Origin of the sequence: Paenibacillus sp. 2TAB26 (assembly GCF_052115145.1) — a bacterium.
Lineage (GTDB): Bacteria > Bacillota > Bacilli > Paenibacillales > Paenibacillaceae > Pristimantibacillus.
In genome coordinates this window covers 12,589-28,919 of the sequence record NZ_JBFRGC010000002.1, presented here as the reverse complement: position 1 = coordinate 28,919, position 16,331 = coordinate 12,589, and the positions used below count along the sequence as shown (strand labels likewise).

General features: G+C 42.0%; 12 protein-coding genes. 1 reads left to right on the top strand and 11 read right to left on the bottom strand.

Going from position 1 to position 16,331, the window contains the following annotated elements; all coding sequences use genetic code 11:
- Window position 1: 1 nt before the first annotated feature.
- Together AB4Z50_RS01575 and AB4Z50_RS01570 are read right to left on the bottom strand one after the other, a co-directional pair.
- Window positions 2-964 carry an NAD-dependent epimerase/dehydratase family protein gene (locus AB4Z50_RS01575; protein WP_441874888.1) on the bottom strand — a complete coding sequence of 321 codons (963 nt, stop codon included), beginning with the start codon at window positions 962-964 and terminating at the stop codon, window positions 2-4.
- A gap of 15 nt (window positions 965-979) precedes the next feature.
- Complete coding sequence (locus AB4Z50_RS01570) at window positions 980-2,257, bottom strand: nucleotide sugar dehydrogenase (protein ID WP_441874886.1); 1,278 nt, start codon at window positions 2,255-2,257, stop codon at window positions 980-982.
- Window positions 2,258-2,523: 266 nt separating this feature from the next.
- Here AB4Z50_RS01570 and AB4Z50_RS01565 point away from each other — a divergent pair, with 266 nt between their 5' ends.
- Window positions 2,524-3,933: a glycosyltransferase family 4 protein gene (locus AB4Z50_RS01565; protein ID WP_441874884.1), complete on the top strand. Its 1,410-nt coding sequence runs from the start codon at window positions 2,524-2,526 to the stop codon at window positions 3,931-3,933.
- A gap of 355 nt (window positions 3,934-4,288) precedes the next feature.
- On the opposite strand, the gene AB4Z50_RS01560 is transcribed toward AB4Z50_RS01565, so the two are convergent.
- The 9 genes from AB4Z50_RS01560 to AB4Z50_RS01520 form a co-directional block, all read right to left on the bottom strand.
- On the bottom strand, window positions 4,289-4,639 hold the full coding sequence (locus AB4Z50_RS01560; protein ID WP_441875531.1) for a CatA-like O-acetyltransferase: 351 nt from the start codon (window positions 4,637-4,639) through the stop codon (window positions 4,289-4,291).
- Between the two features lie 792 nt (window positions 4,640-5,431).
- Window positions 5,432-8,056, bottom strand: a complete 2,625-nt coding sequence (locus AB4Z50_RS01555; RefSeq protein ID WP_441874882.1) for a glycoside hydrolase family 3 C-terminal domain-containing protein — start codon at window positions 8,054-8,056, stop codon at window positions 5,432-5,434.
- Window positions 8,057-8,465: 409 nt separating this feature from the next.
- Window positions 8,466-9,380 carry a hypothetical protein gene (locus AB4Z50_RS01550; RefSeq protein WP_441874880.1) on the bottom strand — a complete coding sequence of 305 codons (915 nt, stop codon included), beginning with the start codon at window positions 9,378-9,380 and terminating at the stop codon, window positions 8,466-8,468.
- 8 nt (window positions 9,381-9,388) lie between these two features.
- Window positions 9,389-10,135, bottom strand: coding sequence for a hypothetical protein (locus AB4Z50_RS01545; RefSeq protein ID WP_441874878.1), 747 nt, complete (start codon window positions 10,133-10,135; stop codon window positions 9,389-9,391).
- A gap of 3 nt (window positions 10,136-10,138) precedes the next feature.
- The gene (locus tag AB4Z50_RS01540; protein ID WP_441874876.1) at window positions 10,139-10,849 is read right to left on the bottom strand and encodes a helix-turn-helix transcriptional regulator; all 711 of its coding nucleotides are present in this window, start codon (window positions 10,847-10,849) and stop codon (window positions 10,139-10,141) included.
- Between the two features lie 3 nt (window positions 10,850-10,852).
- On the bottom strand, window positions 10,853-11,011 hold the full coding sequence (locus AB4Z50_RS01535; RefSeq protein ID WP_441874874.1) for a hypothetical protein: 159 nt from the start codon (window positions 11,009-11,011) through the stop codon (window positions 10,853-10,855).
- Between the two features lie 23 nt (window positions 11,012-11,034).
- Entirely contained in the window at window positions 11,035-12,336 is a 1,302-nt protein-coding gene (locus tag AB4Z50_RS01530) for an ABC transporter substrate-binding protein (RefSeq protein WP_441874872.1), read from the bottom strand.
- Window positions 12,337-12,515: 179 nt separating this feature from the next.
- Entirely contained in the window at window positions 12,516-14,306 is a 1,791-nt protein-coding gene (locus AB4Z50_RS01525) for a cache domain-containing sensor histidine kinase (RefSeq protein ID WP_441874870.1), read from the bottom strand.
- On the bottom strand, window positions 14,303-15,871 hold the full coding sequence (locus AB4Z50_RS01520; protein WP_441874868.1) for a response regulator transcription factor: 1,569 nt from the start codon (window positions 15,869-15,871) through the stop codon (window positions 14,303-14,305). The genes AB4Z50_RS01525 and AB4Z50_RS01520 overlap by 4 nt, the downstream gene beginning before the upstream one ends.
- Window positions 15,872-16,331: the final 460 nt, after the last annotated feature.

The following is a 16,331-nucleotide window of genomic DNA, read 5'->3' as shown; positions in this document are numbered from 1 at the left end:
ATCATATATGATTTCGATACCAATCTATTGTTCTCATAAGTCCTTCTTCCAACTTCACGGAAGGTCTATAGCCAAGCAAAGTTTGTGATCTTGTTAAGTCCGGCTCTCGTGCCGGTATATCCTCATAACCCGCGCCATAAGCTTCATCATACGTTTTGGACACGATAGAAGATGTCGAATTGCTAAGAGAAACAATCAAGTTTGCAAGTTCCCTAATCGAGATAGAGCGGTTCGTACCGATATTGAATGCAAGTCCGTTAGCTTCCGGCTTGAGTGCTGCTAAAGTACCAGAGATCGTATCCTCTACATAAGTGAAACAACGTTTTTGAAACCCATCTCCATAAACCTCAAGTAGCTCTCCCTTCAAGGCTGCCTTAATGAATTGTGCTACAACACCGCCATATTGCGAATTTGTTTGCCTAGGTCCGTATGCGTTGAAATACCGAAGCACGGTAACTGGCAGTCCCTTTTGGGCATAAGCAAAGCACATATGCTCATCCAGCGACTTCGCCGTTGCATAGCACCAACGATGAACAGATGGGGCACCATAGATACGTCCGGACATTTCGTGAAAAGGCAGCTCCTCATTTTTTCCATATATTTCGGATGTTGAAGCAAAAATGACTTTGACATGGCGCGGATATGCTAATTCAAGTACATTGCGTGTACCGTCAATGTTGCCTTCTATAACTTTAATGGGATCATCTACCGTATTTTTAACGCCTAGAACAGCCGCTAAGTGGTAAACAACATCAGCTTTGGCAATCAATTTCTTCATCACCACTCGATCCATTACTGAGCCTTGGATAAGTGTGTGACGTTTATGATTTTGGAGATGGGATAAAAATTCCGGCCGCCCATTCGAGAAATCATCTATTGTCCAAACGGTGTGGCCTTCCTCCAGCAAACGCTCAACTAAATGTGAGCCGATAAAACCTGCGCCACCAGTTACTACTATTTTCATTGAAATCCCCCCCTTTTAAAGTAAGATGACGTTTTTACGGTCTGCGACTTTGCTTGTAGCATTGCGTGTATCTATGACAACAGGTGTGTGTTTCACAAATAGCTCGTAAGGAATATTCGAATGATCCGTTAAAATTAACGTACAATCAATATTTCTCATATTTCGTGCCGTAAGCGGGACTGCATGAAGCACCGTTTCGCCAATTTTCAGTTCATTTACATACGGGTCAAAATAATCTACCTTAACTCCGGATTCTAGCAGTTGCTCTATAATGTGCAGCGCGATGGACTCTCGCATATCATTTACATCTTTCTTATACGTAACCCCGATGACAAGTACATTGCATTCGTTTAGCTCTTTAGGACGCAAAGTCTTTGCAACCCGTTCTACTATTAAACTAGGCATATCCTCATTTACCTGACGGCAAAGCTCAATAAAAGGCAGATCAATATGGTGTTCCCTCGACTTCCACAACAAATATAATGGGTCAACCGGTATACAATGTCCGCCAACACCAGGACCTGGATAATATTTCGTAAAACCATATGGCTTTGTACCTGCTGCCTCGATCACTTCCCATAGGCTTATATCCAGCTCCTCGCATATCTTCAACAGACTGTTCATAAAAGAGATATTCAAATAACGCTGACTGTTCTCGAGCAGCTTCGTCATTTCGGCAACGCGCGGTGAAGACACGACGACCATGCGTTTAAACACTGCTTCATATACTTCCTTGGCATACGATGTGCATGATGGCGTTACGCCTCCGACAACTTTGGGGATATGCTCCAATTCCCATTTCGAACCGGGATCAATTCGTTCTGGTGAATATGCGAGCGAAATTTCTTTGCCTACTAGGAGACCAGTGGACTCCAATATCGGCTTAAGCAGCTCCTCACAAGTTCCCGGGTACGTAGAACTTTCCAATACAATGAGTTGACCTCTTCGCAAATGTGGAAGCAAATTTTGTGCAGCTCCAATCACATATTTCAAATCAGGTTGATCATGATCATCTAGCGGCGTAGGCACACAAATGATTATGACATCGACTTTCTCGATGACATTGAAGGTAGTCCCAACATGAAAACTATTTTTACTGAAAAGATTTCGAATCTCGTTTTTCTTATAGTCAGACAAATAGGATTGACGCTTGTTTAACATATTGATTTTTCGTTCATCAGTATCAATACCATAAACCGTATTTCCTTTCTCAAGAAACAACTCAGCCAATGGCAATCCAACGTACCCTAGCCCAATAATACCAATTTTATAATTAGTAGCATGCTCTTTCACTCTCTCAACTCCTTTGACTAATCTTCTAGCATCATACGAAAATTAATCAAAATCGCATTAGATAAAAGTCTATATTTTACAGAAATAGTAGAATGTCACGAAGTTTATAAGATTTTGAGGATATTGAATTATACCGACTGGATGCAATTGTTGATTGACAATCGCCTGTAATGATACGAGAGAAAAATAGGTGGATGTACGTTAACATTATTGTAATAGACTCATATGATAGTGGAATGACAGACAAATTGACCGGAGGGGAACAAATGCGAATACTAATCGCCTGCAGCTGGTCTCTACCTCATGCAGGTGGCGTAAATACGTATGTCAATCAGTTGTCAAAAGGATTACAGCTCACAGGGCATCACGTAGATATATTCTCCCCGACGCCAGATGGACAGGGATTCCATGTCCCAGGAAAAAGCTTATTCATTGATAAAAGCAAACTAACATCTCTTATTGCCGATCAGACTAGTCTCTATATGAATCACTATTTGCCCGGAACTGATCCATGGATAACTAGCACCGAAATTGAGCGGTATTGTATTGAAGCAGCTGCCTTGTACTTCGACTTATCCGATTATGACATTATCCATGCACAGGACATTGTTAGCGCACATGCGTTGTCACGTGTTAAATCTCCTAAAACTCCTTTAGTAACGACAATTCATGGCTGTCTCACCAAAGAGTGGTTTGTTAAGTTGAAAGAATTGGGGTTACTGGAACAAGACACAAATACCCCGCTTTGGCACTATTCGGCCATACGTGAAAATTTGGGTGCAACCGTCAGTGATGTAACAATCTCGCCCTCGCAGTGGTTAAAAGATGTTTTAGTAAATGAATTTTCTGTTCCAGAACATAGTATTACAGTCAGCCATTATGGTTTTGACATTGACGAGTTTCTTCAAAACATGAATCGAGAATCAAATGTTACAAGACCTGCTGAGAAGAAAGTATTTATGTGCCCTGCACGCTTTGATGTTGTGAAAGGTCAAATCCATCTCATCTATGCACTAGCCAAACTAAAAGAAGAACGTACGGATTGGATTTGTTGGTTCGTAGGAGATGGTTTTCTTCGTGAAGAAATAACGCAAACTGCCAATAATCTCGGTCTTACTGATCACGTTATCTTTATGGGAAACCGCGAGGATGTTCCTGAATTGCTTCGACAAGCTGATTTTGTCGTCCTGCCCAGCATGCAGGATAACCAGCCATTTGCCATTATCGAAGCACAAATTGCAGGCAAGCCAGTCATCACTTCAGACGCTGGTGGTATTCCAGAAATGGTAACCCACTCATCGACTGGACTTGTATTTCATGCTGGAGATAGAGATCAGCTGTTTCATTGCTTAAGATCAGCCTTAGATGAAGATGATTCAACATCACTGATTGAGCTGGCAAATCATGCAAAGAGATGGGGAGAGGAACATTGGTCATTGCATGCGATGACTGAACGTGTCGTCGATTTGTATAATCTCGCGAAAAGCAAGCATCCAGAAATCGATAACGGAATTAGTTTGCAACCTATACAACCTACACAACCTATACAACCTGTTCAACGGAAGAAAAAGAAAGGAAGAAGTAAATGGCGCATCTTACGAAGAAGAAGATATCTAATCGCATTAAAAATAAGAAAACGAAAAAACAGAAAAAGAAGACTCTCAAAAAGAAGATAATTAAACGAGTGCTTAAAAAAGCACGTCGAAGATCAATACTTTTTAACCTGAGAAGACCAGAATTGCTAACTGCTCATAATTTACAGCAGATGATCGATTCCAAATTCTCATCAGCCCATGATATTGAACAAAAAAACATCTGGAATCGTATTCTTCAATTAATGCCTATTGGATACACAATTCCCGATATGAGCATTGTGCAACCGCTTATGAATAAGCGTATAAATTAAGATTCTATATATAAGTAATTTCTTATTAGAATTAAGAATAGTTGCTGATAGATCGTATGAGCAGGCTGCCCTTTAGCTTAATAGAAACAAGGAGCAGCTACCGTAGTAGCTGCTCCTTGCTCTATTTAACCCGTGTAGTTTGGCAACCATTCCGTACAAGTATCTGCACGTAATTGCAGCTCATTATACAGCACCCCGGCATGGTAACCGTCGCAAACGGCATGGTGGAATTGTCCTGATAATGGCAACAGTATTTTTTCGTCATGCTGAAAATATTTCCCCATTGTAAAGATGGGTAATAAATAGGTTCCCTCATTATAGATGTTCAGGTTAAAGCCAGTGAAGCTAACCCAAGGAATGCTAGAAATGGGGAAAGTGCCCGGTGGTTCGTATGTTTTAGCGGCAAATTGTTTAACATTTCCGTACTTTTTTATGTCATCAAGATAACGACTGTAGAGATAGCCACAGGATGACACCACCTTTTGCTGAATACGTTTAATTGTTAGCCTTATATTTTTATTTTGGTTAACAATAGAATGTAGCTAGTTTAGCAGACATAATTTTTCCTGTAAAGATCATCACCCCAGAAATTTTTAGAATCCAATTCAAACGTTTATACTGGATAAATACGATGCAAAAGTAAATTAGCTTTGTTCGAACGGTGGATTAAGAGTAAAAAAACTAGGATAGAAACCTATTAAGACAATAAAAAAACCACTTTAGAAAGTGGTTTGAGATCATGTTTAATTTTGTTTTACAAATTGATTTTCTGACCAACACGGCCGACACTGAGCACTCTATAATTATCGAGCAAGCAGAGTCAACACATCATAATTGTCCATTAGTTCCTAACTCTCTCCAGAATGTTGTTAACCTCATCCATCCCGTGACAATAGCGCAAGGTTCCGTTTTCTTCCGCTTTATAACATGATCACTCCGCTTTTAATCATTACGCTCATCGAAAAAGTCTGATCCGGATTCCTTGAGCTAACCTCTACTTCATGATCGCCGGCAATCGCTTTAACCTCATGAGCACTCACGGTGCGTTATGTAATTATTGGGGTCATAATAAAAAGTCAAAAGGTTTTTCTGATTTCGAAGCAATTTTTTATGATAATCATGTTATTCCCATAAAATGGGGAGAAATACAGAGGTAAATGGAACCAAAAAAAGGGATACAGTTCCCTTGCTGCGTATAAAAAGAACACGCGGCAAATGAACTACCTCCCTAATTTCGAATCATACCAGCAGTGATAACTCATACATATTTATTTCCGAACGAAAAACTCTCCTGTTAGCGGAACGTCGCCCGAGTTTGGTCCGACCATTACCTCAAATTTACCCGGTTCCACAACCCAATCATGGCTTCTAGTAAGTGTACGGAGTTGTCTGTATCCCAGTGTAAGCGTGATGCGCTTTGTTTCGCCTATTTCAAGATGAATTCGCTTAAACCCTGCAAGCTCCTTGACTGGTCTGACCGTACTGCTGAATTCATCCCTAATATAAAGCTGAGCAACTTCCTCACCTGCGACATTTCCCGTATTAGTTACGTTAAACGATACATCCACTGTTCCATCCGGAGCAATTTCCCTTGCTGAAATGTCAAGATCCGAATACGCAAATGTTGTGTAACTCAGACCAAACCCGAATGGGTACAGTGGGAGCCAGTCCATTTCAACATATTTATGTCCATAGAATGGTGTGCGGTTATAGTATACAGGTAGCTGACCAACCGATCTTGGGAAAGACATCGGAATACGACCAGCAGGATTGACATCTCCGAAAATAACCTCTGCAATAGCATTTCCGCCCTGCTCGCCAACAAACCATGCCTCTATAATCGCGTGCAGATGCTCTGCCTCCCATGTGATCGACATCGGACGTCCGTTTTGGAGGACAAGAACAACAGGCGTTCCTGTTTCATAAATTCTCTTGACGAGTTCAAGTTGTCTGCCCGGAAGATTAAGGTCCGCTCTGTCCAGGTTCTCTCCACTAGTCTGATCGTTGTCACCCACCGCTACAATAGCAACATCCGCCTCTTGTGCTGCTTTAACCGCAGCGTCCATATAATCGTTGCCGAGGCTGTAACCGAGGATTACCCTTACCCCACGTGAATCATTGAGATACTCAACCTTAACATCGTACTCTTCGCCTTCGACAAATTTGAACGCAACCATCTGATTGGAGTCAAGGTCGCCCCAACCGTCAACAAGCAGCGTGCCGTCGATCCACAAACGCATGCTGTCCATGCTGCTGAGTCCAATGTAACCATCCACTGTATCGCACGGTTTAATTTTGCCTGTCCAACGAACAGTGAAGTTATCTGCGTTTACACCGTCAGCAGGTTTTGTGTAAATCCAGTTGAAGTTTATCTGTTTGTCATTTCGCACACAAACAGGATCTCCCTCAAAAGAAAGAGAATTGTAGTACTCACCTACAAGTCCGTCGTTGCCATCATTGTCCTTGAGCCATTTGCCCGGTATAGTCATTAAGTCGGACTCCAGAATTTCGCAGCCCTTGGCGTAGATAACTTCGGTCTTTTCCGAAACGATGTTTTGGATGCCTTTCAAAAGCGTAACCGCATGCTCAGGCACAACTGGGCTGCTGTAATCTCCGTAACGGGGAACATCCGCGCTTGGTCCAATCACTGCAATCTTGCCAATGTCTCTTTTGAGAGGAAGCGTATTTTTGCTGTTTTTCAACAGGCAGATCGACTTTCTTGCAACTTCGAGAGCCGTCTGTACGTGCTCCTCACTGTGCACAACTTTCGAAGAAAGTTCGATATCTGTATATGGATTTTCAAAGATTCCAACTGTAAATTTAACTGTAAGTACACGTCCAGCAGCTGTGTCTACTACTTTCTCGTCCACCTCACCTGATTTTACAAGGTCAATAATGCTGTCCTGGTATATATCATGCGGAAAGTCGTAAAGCTGCATGTCAACACCGGCTTCAAGACCCATTTTGATAGCTTCCCGATTGTTTTCAGCAACAAAGTGCATGGTATGCAGCATGGAGACAGCCGTCATATCCGCTCGTACGAAGCCCTTCATGCCCCACTTATCGCGAAGTACACCAGTAAGCAGCGAATGGTCGCTAGCTACAGGAGTGCCGTCAATAGAGTTATAGGAACACATTGTGTTCATTGCACCCGCTTGAAAAGCAGCCTCAAATACAGGCAGACAGTAAAATGCATTATCATGATGCCCCATCATGGCCGGAGCACAATTGTGTCCTCCCCTAGGAGCACCGTATCCTGTAAAGTGTTTGGGTTCCGACACTACGGCATCGGGTCTTGTAAGGTCATCCGTTTGAAGCCCTCTTACCATGTTCTCCGCGAACATAGACCCTAGATAAGGATCCTCTCCGTATCCTTCTTCCACTCGTCCCCATCGGATTTCCCTAGCTAGATCGAGAACAGGTGCCCAAACCTCATGTATACCAAAGCTGCGCGCTTCGGAAGCGATGACTCTCGCTTGTTTATATCCGAGTTCTGGCTCAAATGTTGATGCGAGTGCGACCTGCTGAGGGAGCACTGTACAGCCTTTCCACCCAAAACCGTGAAGTCCCTCTTCACTAAAGAGTACCGGAATCCCCCATCTTGAATTTTGGATGATATACTCCTGAATTTTATTAGCAGTCTCCGCTTTGGAATTTCGGTTTTGGATGCATCCGATTCCAATTCCAGCAGATACCTTTTCCATTTTTTCGTAGTTAAGCAAATCTGCATTTAAGCCTTCTACTGAATCGGAAATTTCATTTCCAGAATAAATATCAAGCTGTCTTACCTTTTCTTCAAGTGACATTCTCGATATAAGGTCCGCAACTCTTTCTTCAATAGGCAAGCTTGCATTCATATAAGGGTAATGTTGTAAGTCTTTTCTTGTGCTCATTGTTTTCTCCTTTTAGCTCTCTGAGTGCTTGATTCTTTCATTTGTTGGCTAAAGTATCTGTCAAACTTCAAGTGAACAAGATCACAAGCCTGAATGGCCATATTGCCCAGCCTGGAATAAGATCATAGCTGTATACCGAATTTCATAATTAAGGTTTTTTTCGTTGTCCTGAAGTTGAAACAACTTCTCCAGACTCTAAACTATCAGTCTATTAGTAAAAGCATATTCTTAGATGATAAACTCCCAAACCATATTAGTATTTGAACTAACAAGACTTAATTTTGCACTATGTGGACATGAATGGATAATCGGAGATACGGAAGCAATAGCGAACCATTAGAGTTTCGGAAATCGGCGTACTCAGAAAAAACAACCGTTCCCCTATTATGTATAGGAAAACGGTCGCCGCTTATTTTACTACTTCTTCCCCTTCTCCCCATGTCGTCACTCGGACGCTAACTAGAGGCTTCGGAGCGCCTTCGAACTTGCAACTAAAAGATAGCGGTTGTCCACCTGTCCTTACGATTGGCGCATCGGCGGAAGCATGAACGGTTTTCAGCAGATTCCAGTTCTGATCATATACTTTACCGATTCTGTCACCTTCACAAATAAGATATTGGTTCACGAGGATTTCTGTATCAAACGTCATGTATACACCGTTCGTATAAAATGTTGGACGTTTAATCGAGGCGTCATCGTTACCATATGAAGGAATGACGCACAGTGTAAATTTTAGCGGCTGATCCGCATATCGGTTGAAATACGTCCAATCTGCCCCCCCTGGTTGGCCTGGCTGCAGCTCCGCCGGGTTGCATACGAGCGGTTTTGAGATATGAACAGGGTATAAATTCCACTTTCCATCACCTGCCGCTTCCAAATGCCAGTCGCTTTTCGGGTCCTTCATCCGTTCCCGTTGTTCGGATGTGAAGGCGCCAGCTTGTCTGGCAGCTTCCCACTCGCGTACGGATGTAAATACCGACTCGATGTTGCCGTTTCGCCCAAGCACCTGCATATCGGCAACTAAAGCAAAACCAGCGTTAAAAACTGCCGCTTTCGATAATACCCACTCTATTTCATCAGGTGACGTTGCTTCGAACTGATCGGAAGCCGAACGAACAAGAAACCATCCAAGCATTGACGGAATGAAGTTACGAGCAAAAAACCGTTGGTTGGTGAGCCGCCATTCAAGCTGCCCTTCACGTGTTGCTGCACCCCAAGGCTCACCCCAATTGAACCGTGTGAATACATGCCACAAATAGTTCGGAACGACAATGCTAGCATCATTTATGACTTCTTCTCCCCAGCCGTCATAACACATTTTCACAAAACGATTCACTCCGTACCCGTCATGTCCTGTTGCATAGCAGCCAATTTCATAATTTCCTTGAAGTCGAAGGCCGTCAACTTTGCACTTTGATTCGCATATACGATCCGACTATTGTCATCAGAGATGATGACACCATACTCCTGAGCTAAATCGGTAATGTTTTTGAAAAAACTGCTCTCATTAATTCGCATATAAACAATATTCGTGTAGCGCTCTTTTAGATTACCTGGGAATTTATGGACTACAAACAGTTCGTTATTCTCATATTTCCATAGTGGTTCTATCCCCTTCATAGCTTCGTTATACCATGGCTCCTCACTAACACGTTTGTGTGAGACTACTAAATCGCCGAATTCCGGCACAGTGCTCTGGGTGTAAAAGGTTATTTTCTGAATATCCTTGTCAAGGTTCATCATCATAATAAAATACGGATCTAAGAAATCATTCAAATCCCGCGAAAGATTGACTAAGTCGATATAATCATTGGCTACGATCTTCTGAAACATCTTAGTGAATACGATCGATCGAATCGCATGATTGTAGCGTTCAACCGAATTGTCAATACTCTGAGTAACGGTATTTACATTCTTATCAATCCCTTGCAGTGCCTGCAACTTCAACATGTCCTTTGATTGATTGTAGGCGTATATGCCAAGCACCATAATAGGAATGATAATAACGATTAAATAGGAAAGAAATAGTTTTTGATTAAACCGTAAACGATTGAACAATCCATAGATCAGCCGTTTCATAGGTTATGCCTCTTCTCTGCACTTGGAAGGCGTTCGACCAAAATGATTTTTGAATAACGAGCTGAAGTAGGAAAAGTTGCTATAACCAACATCAAGGCTGATATCGATAATTTTACGGTTGGTTGTTATAAGCAGTTCCTTTGCCCTTTCCATTCGGTGCAAGGTCATGAACTTATTGAGACTTATCCCTTTCTGTTTCTTGAATAAATGGCTCAAATAACTAGGAGATAAATAAACCCGCTCCGCCAATAACTCCAACGACAAGTCTGACTGGTATTCGTTCTCGATTATTCGGACGACTTCATCGATCGCTTTGGAGGTCGCTTCCGAATTCGTTTCGCAAGAAGACTCGTTTGCCTTTAAAATTCTCAGTACTACTTTACGCAAATCACTCAGCTTTACCGTTTTATAGATGTCCTCCAAACTATGCTTGAATCTATCATTATTTTTTGTTATAGAAGCATTGAATGTAGCTTTGACAATTTCGGTGCACACATATTTTACATATATAACCGTAAAATGCTCCCTGTGTTGCAAAGCATCAAATAGTTGCTCGACATGCAGTTGCGCGATATCGTATCGATTGTGCTGAATGTTTTGCTTCAATTCCGTTAGCACATCATTTACTCCTGCCGCCATATCGCCCGTAACAAATGACGTGCGGTTCGCAAGCATCACCGTACCCTCATCGAAAAAGAACTTGTTTTCCAGCATCGTTTACATCTCGTGAAATTGTTTGTGGAGCTGCTTCGCATCATCCATCAATCCGCTGATCACAACACAAATATCATTATCGTACATATCCTGGAATATCCGGGTCAATTGCTGGCCAAGCTCTGTTATAGCTTCCAGCGACTCGTCGGGGGCTGTTTCCAAGAGTAGCAACGCTTGAAATGTTTTTAGCGAATTTGAGTATCGGCTTGCATCTGCGCATCCTTCAGAACGGTATCTACATCTTCCCCGCCAAAATAAGCTTGCAATGCAACAACGATAATATCCTCTATGGCGTAAGTGTTCGTGCCGTAGTTGACGGTAGGAATCTTAGCAGTCCATGTTGCAAAATCAGATACGATTTTTTGGCCTTGAAAATATTCGTCTGCCGCAGAGTAAGCTTCTCCACTTGCCGCAGCCTTTAGGGTACCAATGACTCCAATCTTTGTATTTAGAGACTGATAGAGTTCAGCGTCGGAGGCAAATGTCTTTCCGAGAAACTGGGCAGCAGCTTCTTTTCCCTCTACATTCATTACATACCAAGAGCTGCCGCCAAGACTTGATGCATGGACGGAGCCTTTTGTTACTGCAAGCTTAGGAAGCGGAGCTACTGCCCATTTTTGTGACTGAGAAGCTTCAGCTTTAATTGAAGGGGTAATCCAGTTACCGGTAGGTACGCTGGCGACTTCACCATGATTGAATGCACCAACAAATTGGCTCCAATCCGATATCACCTTCACAATGCCGGAATCCAGCATTTCTTTATACAATTCAATCGCCTCTTTTAAAGCGGCATTGTCTGCAATGATCGGAGTCTTGCCATCTTCAGCCGTATACCATTGCCCCGCAGATTGCATCATCATGCGAATAAGTCCAAGATCGTTAGGGTCAAGGGTGAGCATGCTTTTGCCGGTCTTTTCTTTTACAGCTTTACCGATCTCGATATACTGCTTCCAGTCGATTTCTTCCATATCAGCTAAGCTATAGCCCGCTTGCTCCAAATAATCTGTCCTTACATACATTCCGGTTACACCTGAATCAAATGGTACGCCGTATTGCTTGCCATCAACACTGGTCGGATCAATCTTATAATCCGCGAAGTTTTCTACATTTACAATGTCTGTCAATTCACAAAATGAATTCGGATACGCTTGCAAAAAGCTCTGTGCTCGATAATCCTCGATCAATACGATGTTAGGCAAACCTTTCGTAGAACCTGAATTCAACACGGTGTTCAACTTTTGAACGATATCAGCCTGCGCGTTTTCTACGATGTTAATCATGACATCCGAATGAACTTGTGAATATGCTTCCTTTGCTACACCCATGGCGGCAATGTTAAACGCCGGGTCCCACGCCCAAACTGTAATCTCTTTCGGATTGGAAGTGCTTCCATCTCCCGAGCTTGTTAGGCTGCCTTTCGTTCCACCAGACGAACATGCCGTCAAGAGAATAACGCCAGCAAGCAGAATGAAAACTAATTGCTTCAATAAATAATCCCCCTTGTAAAATGAAAAAAGATGAAAGCGTTTTCCAATAACGCATCCATCTTAACACTTTGTATTCATGTTCTTTTGTATTTTCTTTGTTAGCTTTGGTGCTATTATTGGTTCGTTTATTCACTTTTCATGACGTCTCTAGCACATTTTTTAGTTGTTTAGCACTTTCTTTATTTATTAATTAATGGAATGTTAATTTTGATTTTAGTACCTTCACCCCGTTTGCTTGTTATGTTAATCCCATAATTCTCCCCATACATTAATTTAATTCTGTCGTCAACATTACGTATGCCGATGCCGGAGAAAAATTGGCGTTTCCTCTTCGGCGTACGTATCTGCTCTACTTTCAGTTGTTTTTGCTCTATATCCATACCGTCTCCGTTATCCACGACCTCGCATACTAGTTGGTCCTCCTGCACGGCTATCATGATCAAAATACTTCCTTGTTCTTTAATGTTGAATCCGTGAAAGAATGCGTTTTCGATAAAAGGCTGGAGAATGAGCTTCGGTATGTGGTAATCCAAGCTGTCAGGCTCCACAAAATAATTCACGCGTATCTTCTCACTGTACCGCACATGATTGATATAGACATAATGCTTCATTGTCTCCAGTTCCTGACAAACAGGAATAGTGGACTCTACATCACTAACTGTATTTTGCAGGAGAGAGATAAGTGCATTAATCGTACCTGCTGCTTTTTCCTTATTACCCTGCAGCACCAAAAACTTTATTGATGCCAGCGTATTGTATAGAAAATGCGGATTGATTTGCATTTGAAGTGCGGCCAGCTCTGCGTTACGCACTTGCTTTTGCGTCTCCAACAGCCGATCTACATAATCATGCAGTGCATCAAGCATATAATTAAAAGCGTTGCCCAGCTCTTTAACTTCATAACTGCTAGTAGCGATATCGATATGATTATCGAATCCACTCGTTGGAATATGTGACATCTGTTTAACGAGTACACGCAGGGACTTCGTCATTTTTCGGGTAATTAAAAATACGATAATAAGGGAAATCGCCACGATGACCATAATTGTCAACGTCACCGCTTCTGCATTCACCATCTGTCCGGTCACTGCTTTCTTGTCAATTAGATTTACCAGATAAAAATCAAACTCCGGCAAATATTCAGAAAACACAATTCGTTCATTGCCCATGACATAGGCGGATCCTTCATCTTCTTCTCCGAGCTGCTGAGCTGCTACTTCTGTATATAACGGCTTATCCATTAGCCCAATCCGCTCGCTCCGATTGCTGGACACAATCAATCCGTTTTTATTTATCAACAACACGTCATTGCCTTCACTCGTAAAGTTAGCATAAAAAGATCTGAAATTGCGATCACGAATCGCAACATACAAGGTGCCGTAAAAACTACTAGTCTGTTGATCAAATAAAGCTTTGGAAGCCACAAGCACTTGCTCTTTCGCAATGCCTTTGTTGTCACCAGCTGGATAGAGCTGATACAGGATTTGCGCAGATTGCTCATTTGTTGCTTTCATAACGGTGTGGTTTTTCATTTCCTCGGCGAAAGTGGACCAATAATAAGCATCTGTTGAATAACTCCGACCATTCACGCCTATGATCATAATCCCAACGTCATAAGCGCTAAAGTTGGACCGAATCGCCTTCATGCCTTCTGTCATATGGTATGTTTCGGTGGCAAGTGATACTGCATCCGTCTCTTGCCCAGATAAATAGTTTCGGATAGAGGCATTTTGAGCTATCATCGCTGCTCCAGTAGCTACCGTGTAGTTGTAAGACTCAAGGTTGGTCTTCATCTGGTTCAGCAGCTTGCTGTTAGTAATGCTGAACGTTTGAAAAAATAATTTTTCCGACATGCTGATCGTTATAGCCAGGGTTATTAGCGATACGGTAACGATGCTAATGAGCGTGACGAGAAACAACTTGAGGAACAAGCCCTGTTTTTTCAGCTTTAATGCAGCATTTCTTATCATGACTCCTTTATCTCCTCCGAGAATTGTTTCCGATACTGGCTTGGCGATATGCCGGTATGCTTTTTAAACACCTTTGTGAAATAGCTCTGGTCCGAATAGCCTACATTTGCACTGATTTCGGATATCGATTCTCCCGTCGTCAAGAGAAGCTCCATCGCTTTTTCCAGCCGGACTTTGTTTAGGTATTCACTGAAACCTTCCTCATTATGAGTAGCGAAAAAACTAGACAGATACGAAGCGTTGAAATGAAACTGCCTCGCCACTCCGGTCAGCGTGATCGGATCAGCGTAATGCTCATGAATATATTCAAGCAGATTAGATATATTTGGATTAAATAATGAGTTCGCCTTGCGAATCACATGTTCTGCCTCATGTATGAACGCTTCAGCTAGAGCAATTGCGTCTTTAGCATACCTAGCTTCATCAATTTTTCGGAAGTAGTCATATTTAGCGTCTTCTCCCCCAGGGGTTTCATACTTCATTTTCCCAAGTGTTGTCGTCACGTTAAATATGAAGTTCCCCAAAAACGATTTGAATTCAAAAATTTCGGTGCGATAGTCCTTTGACCACAGATGCACAAATTCCAGAAAGCTCGTAAACGCCTTCTGGAATTGCTTTCGTCGCAGCTGTTCCGATAATTCTGCCATGTCATATTCTTGATACGCATCCGAGAGTCCCGGTAAATGATCATTTTCAATCAGGCTTCGTGTCGGCAGGTAAAAGCTATATCTTGTAAGCTTCAAGTGATTGTTCCGATAAATCTCTCCAAGGCGGTTAAAATCCTCGAAGCTTTGACTAAGAACGAATTGGGTACCGCTCTTAATCTCTGTCATTTCTGTGACGAGGCACCTGAGCTCCATAAGCATTTCGACCCATTGCTCTGGATTCACATTAATTAAGAAAAGAATAGAATCGTTGTCAAACTTTAGCTGCATATAGGCTGCTTTGTCCTTGCTGAGCTTACGCAGCCCTCTATCTATTTGGCTTGCGAAAGTCACCTTTTCATCAGAATCTTTAATATGGTTCATGTCCGTACCGAAAAATGCATAACGTCTGTATGGAAACTTCGAATGCACCAACCCAGGTTCTTGCGAAGCCTCGTATCCGCTCATTAGCTTCTCGATTATTCGTGTAAGCTGTTTTTCCTCCATATCAATTCCTTGATCGCCCATCTGCGTCCCAACCATTTTGGCAGTTGTTTTATTTAAGATCGATAACAGGTATTCGGCTTCCAACTTCGGCTTTAGGATATAGTCCGCTACTCCGCTCTGAAATGTGGAGCGAACGTAGCCGTATTCACTGAAGCTGCTTAAGACGATTACCTCAATATGAGGGTACTTCTCCTTCACCCGCTTAACAAATTCCTCACCGTCCATAACTGGCATCACGATGTCTGTTAGTATGACATGAGGGTTGACCTCATCAACCAAATCCAAAGCTTCAAGACCATTCGAAGCCTCAGCGACAATTCGGTATCCCTCCTGTTCCCAATCTAGAAGGTGCTTAATTCCTTGTCTAACAAGCATTTCGTCATCTACAATCATAATCTTATATATTGGTTTCATTTCTGCCCCCTTGCAGCTTTTCAACCTATAATTAATACGCTACGATTTGATTTCAATCTAAAAAAAACTGAAAATTACCAGGGTAATTCATTTTTGGTCTTTCATTCAAATACACTCCTCTACTCTTGGTAATTGTTATAAGTGTAGAGGAATTTCACAGATTCATCCATGTATGCTTGTATCCACTACATGTATAATTGTACACATCATACGAGATATTTAATGAAAATAATGGTAATTTAATGTATATAAGTACAATTGTTAGGAGTGTCGCGAGTTGTAGACTGGCCAATCTTTATCGTTCATGAGGTTATTGCCAAACACGCATCATTTTCTTCGATGCTATTTTTGACATCGCTTACAATCAGTGATATGCGAATAACCATTTATTAACAACACACCTTAATCAGTCTGCAAATTGAGCTCTATCTTCTCATACGTTTGGTTAAAAACACGTAGT

What these genes read in the sequence shown, in the direction of transcription:
- AB4Z50_RS01575 (WP_441874888.1), bottom strand. Translation starts at nt 964, where the DNA reads ATGAAAATAGTAGTAACTGGTGGCGCAGGTTTTATCGGCTCACATTTA.
- AB4Z50_RS01565 (WP_441874884.1), top strand. Translation starts at nt 2,524, where the DNA reads ATGCGAATACTAATCGCCTGCAGCTGGTCTCTACCTCATGCAGGTGGC.
- AB4Z50_RS01555 (WP_441874882.1), bottom strand. Translation starts at nt 8,056, where the DNA reads ATGAGCACAAGAAAAGACTTACAACATTACCCTTATATGAATGCAAGC.
- AB4Z50_RS01545 (WP_441874878.1), bottom strand. Translation starts at nt 10,135, where the DNA reads ATGAAACGGCTGATCTATGGATTGTTCAATCGTTTACGGTTTAATCAA.
- AB4Z50_RS01540 (WP_441874876.1), bottom strand. Translation starts at nt 10,849, where the DNA reads ATGCTGGAAAACAAGTTCTTTTTCGATGAGGGTACGGTGATGCTTGCG.
- AB4Z50_RS01525 (WP_441874870.1), bottom strand. Translation starts at nt 14,306, where the DNA reads ATGATAAGAAATGCTGCATTAAAGCTGAAAAAACAGGGCTTGTTCCTC.
- AB4Z50_RS01520 (WP_441874868.1), bottom strand. Translation starts at nt 15,871, where the DNA reads ATGAAACCAATATATAAGATTATGATTGTAGATGACGAAATGCTTGTT.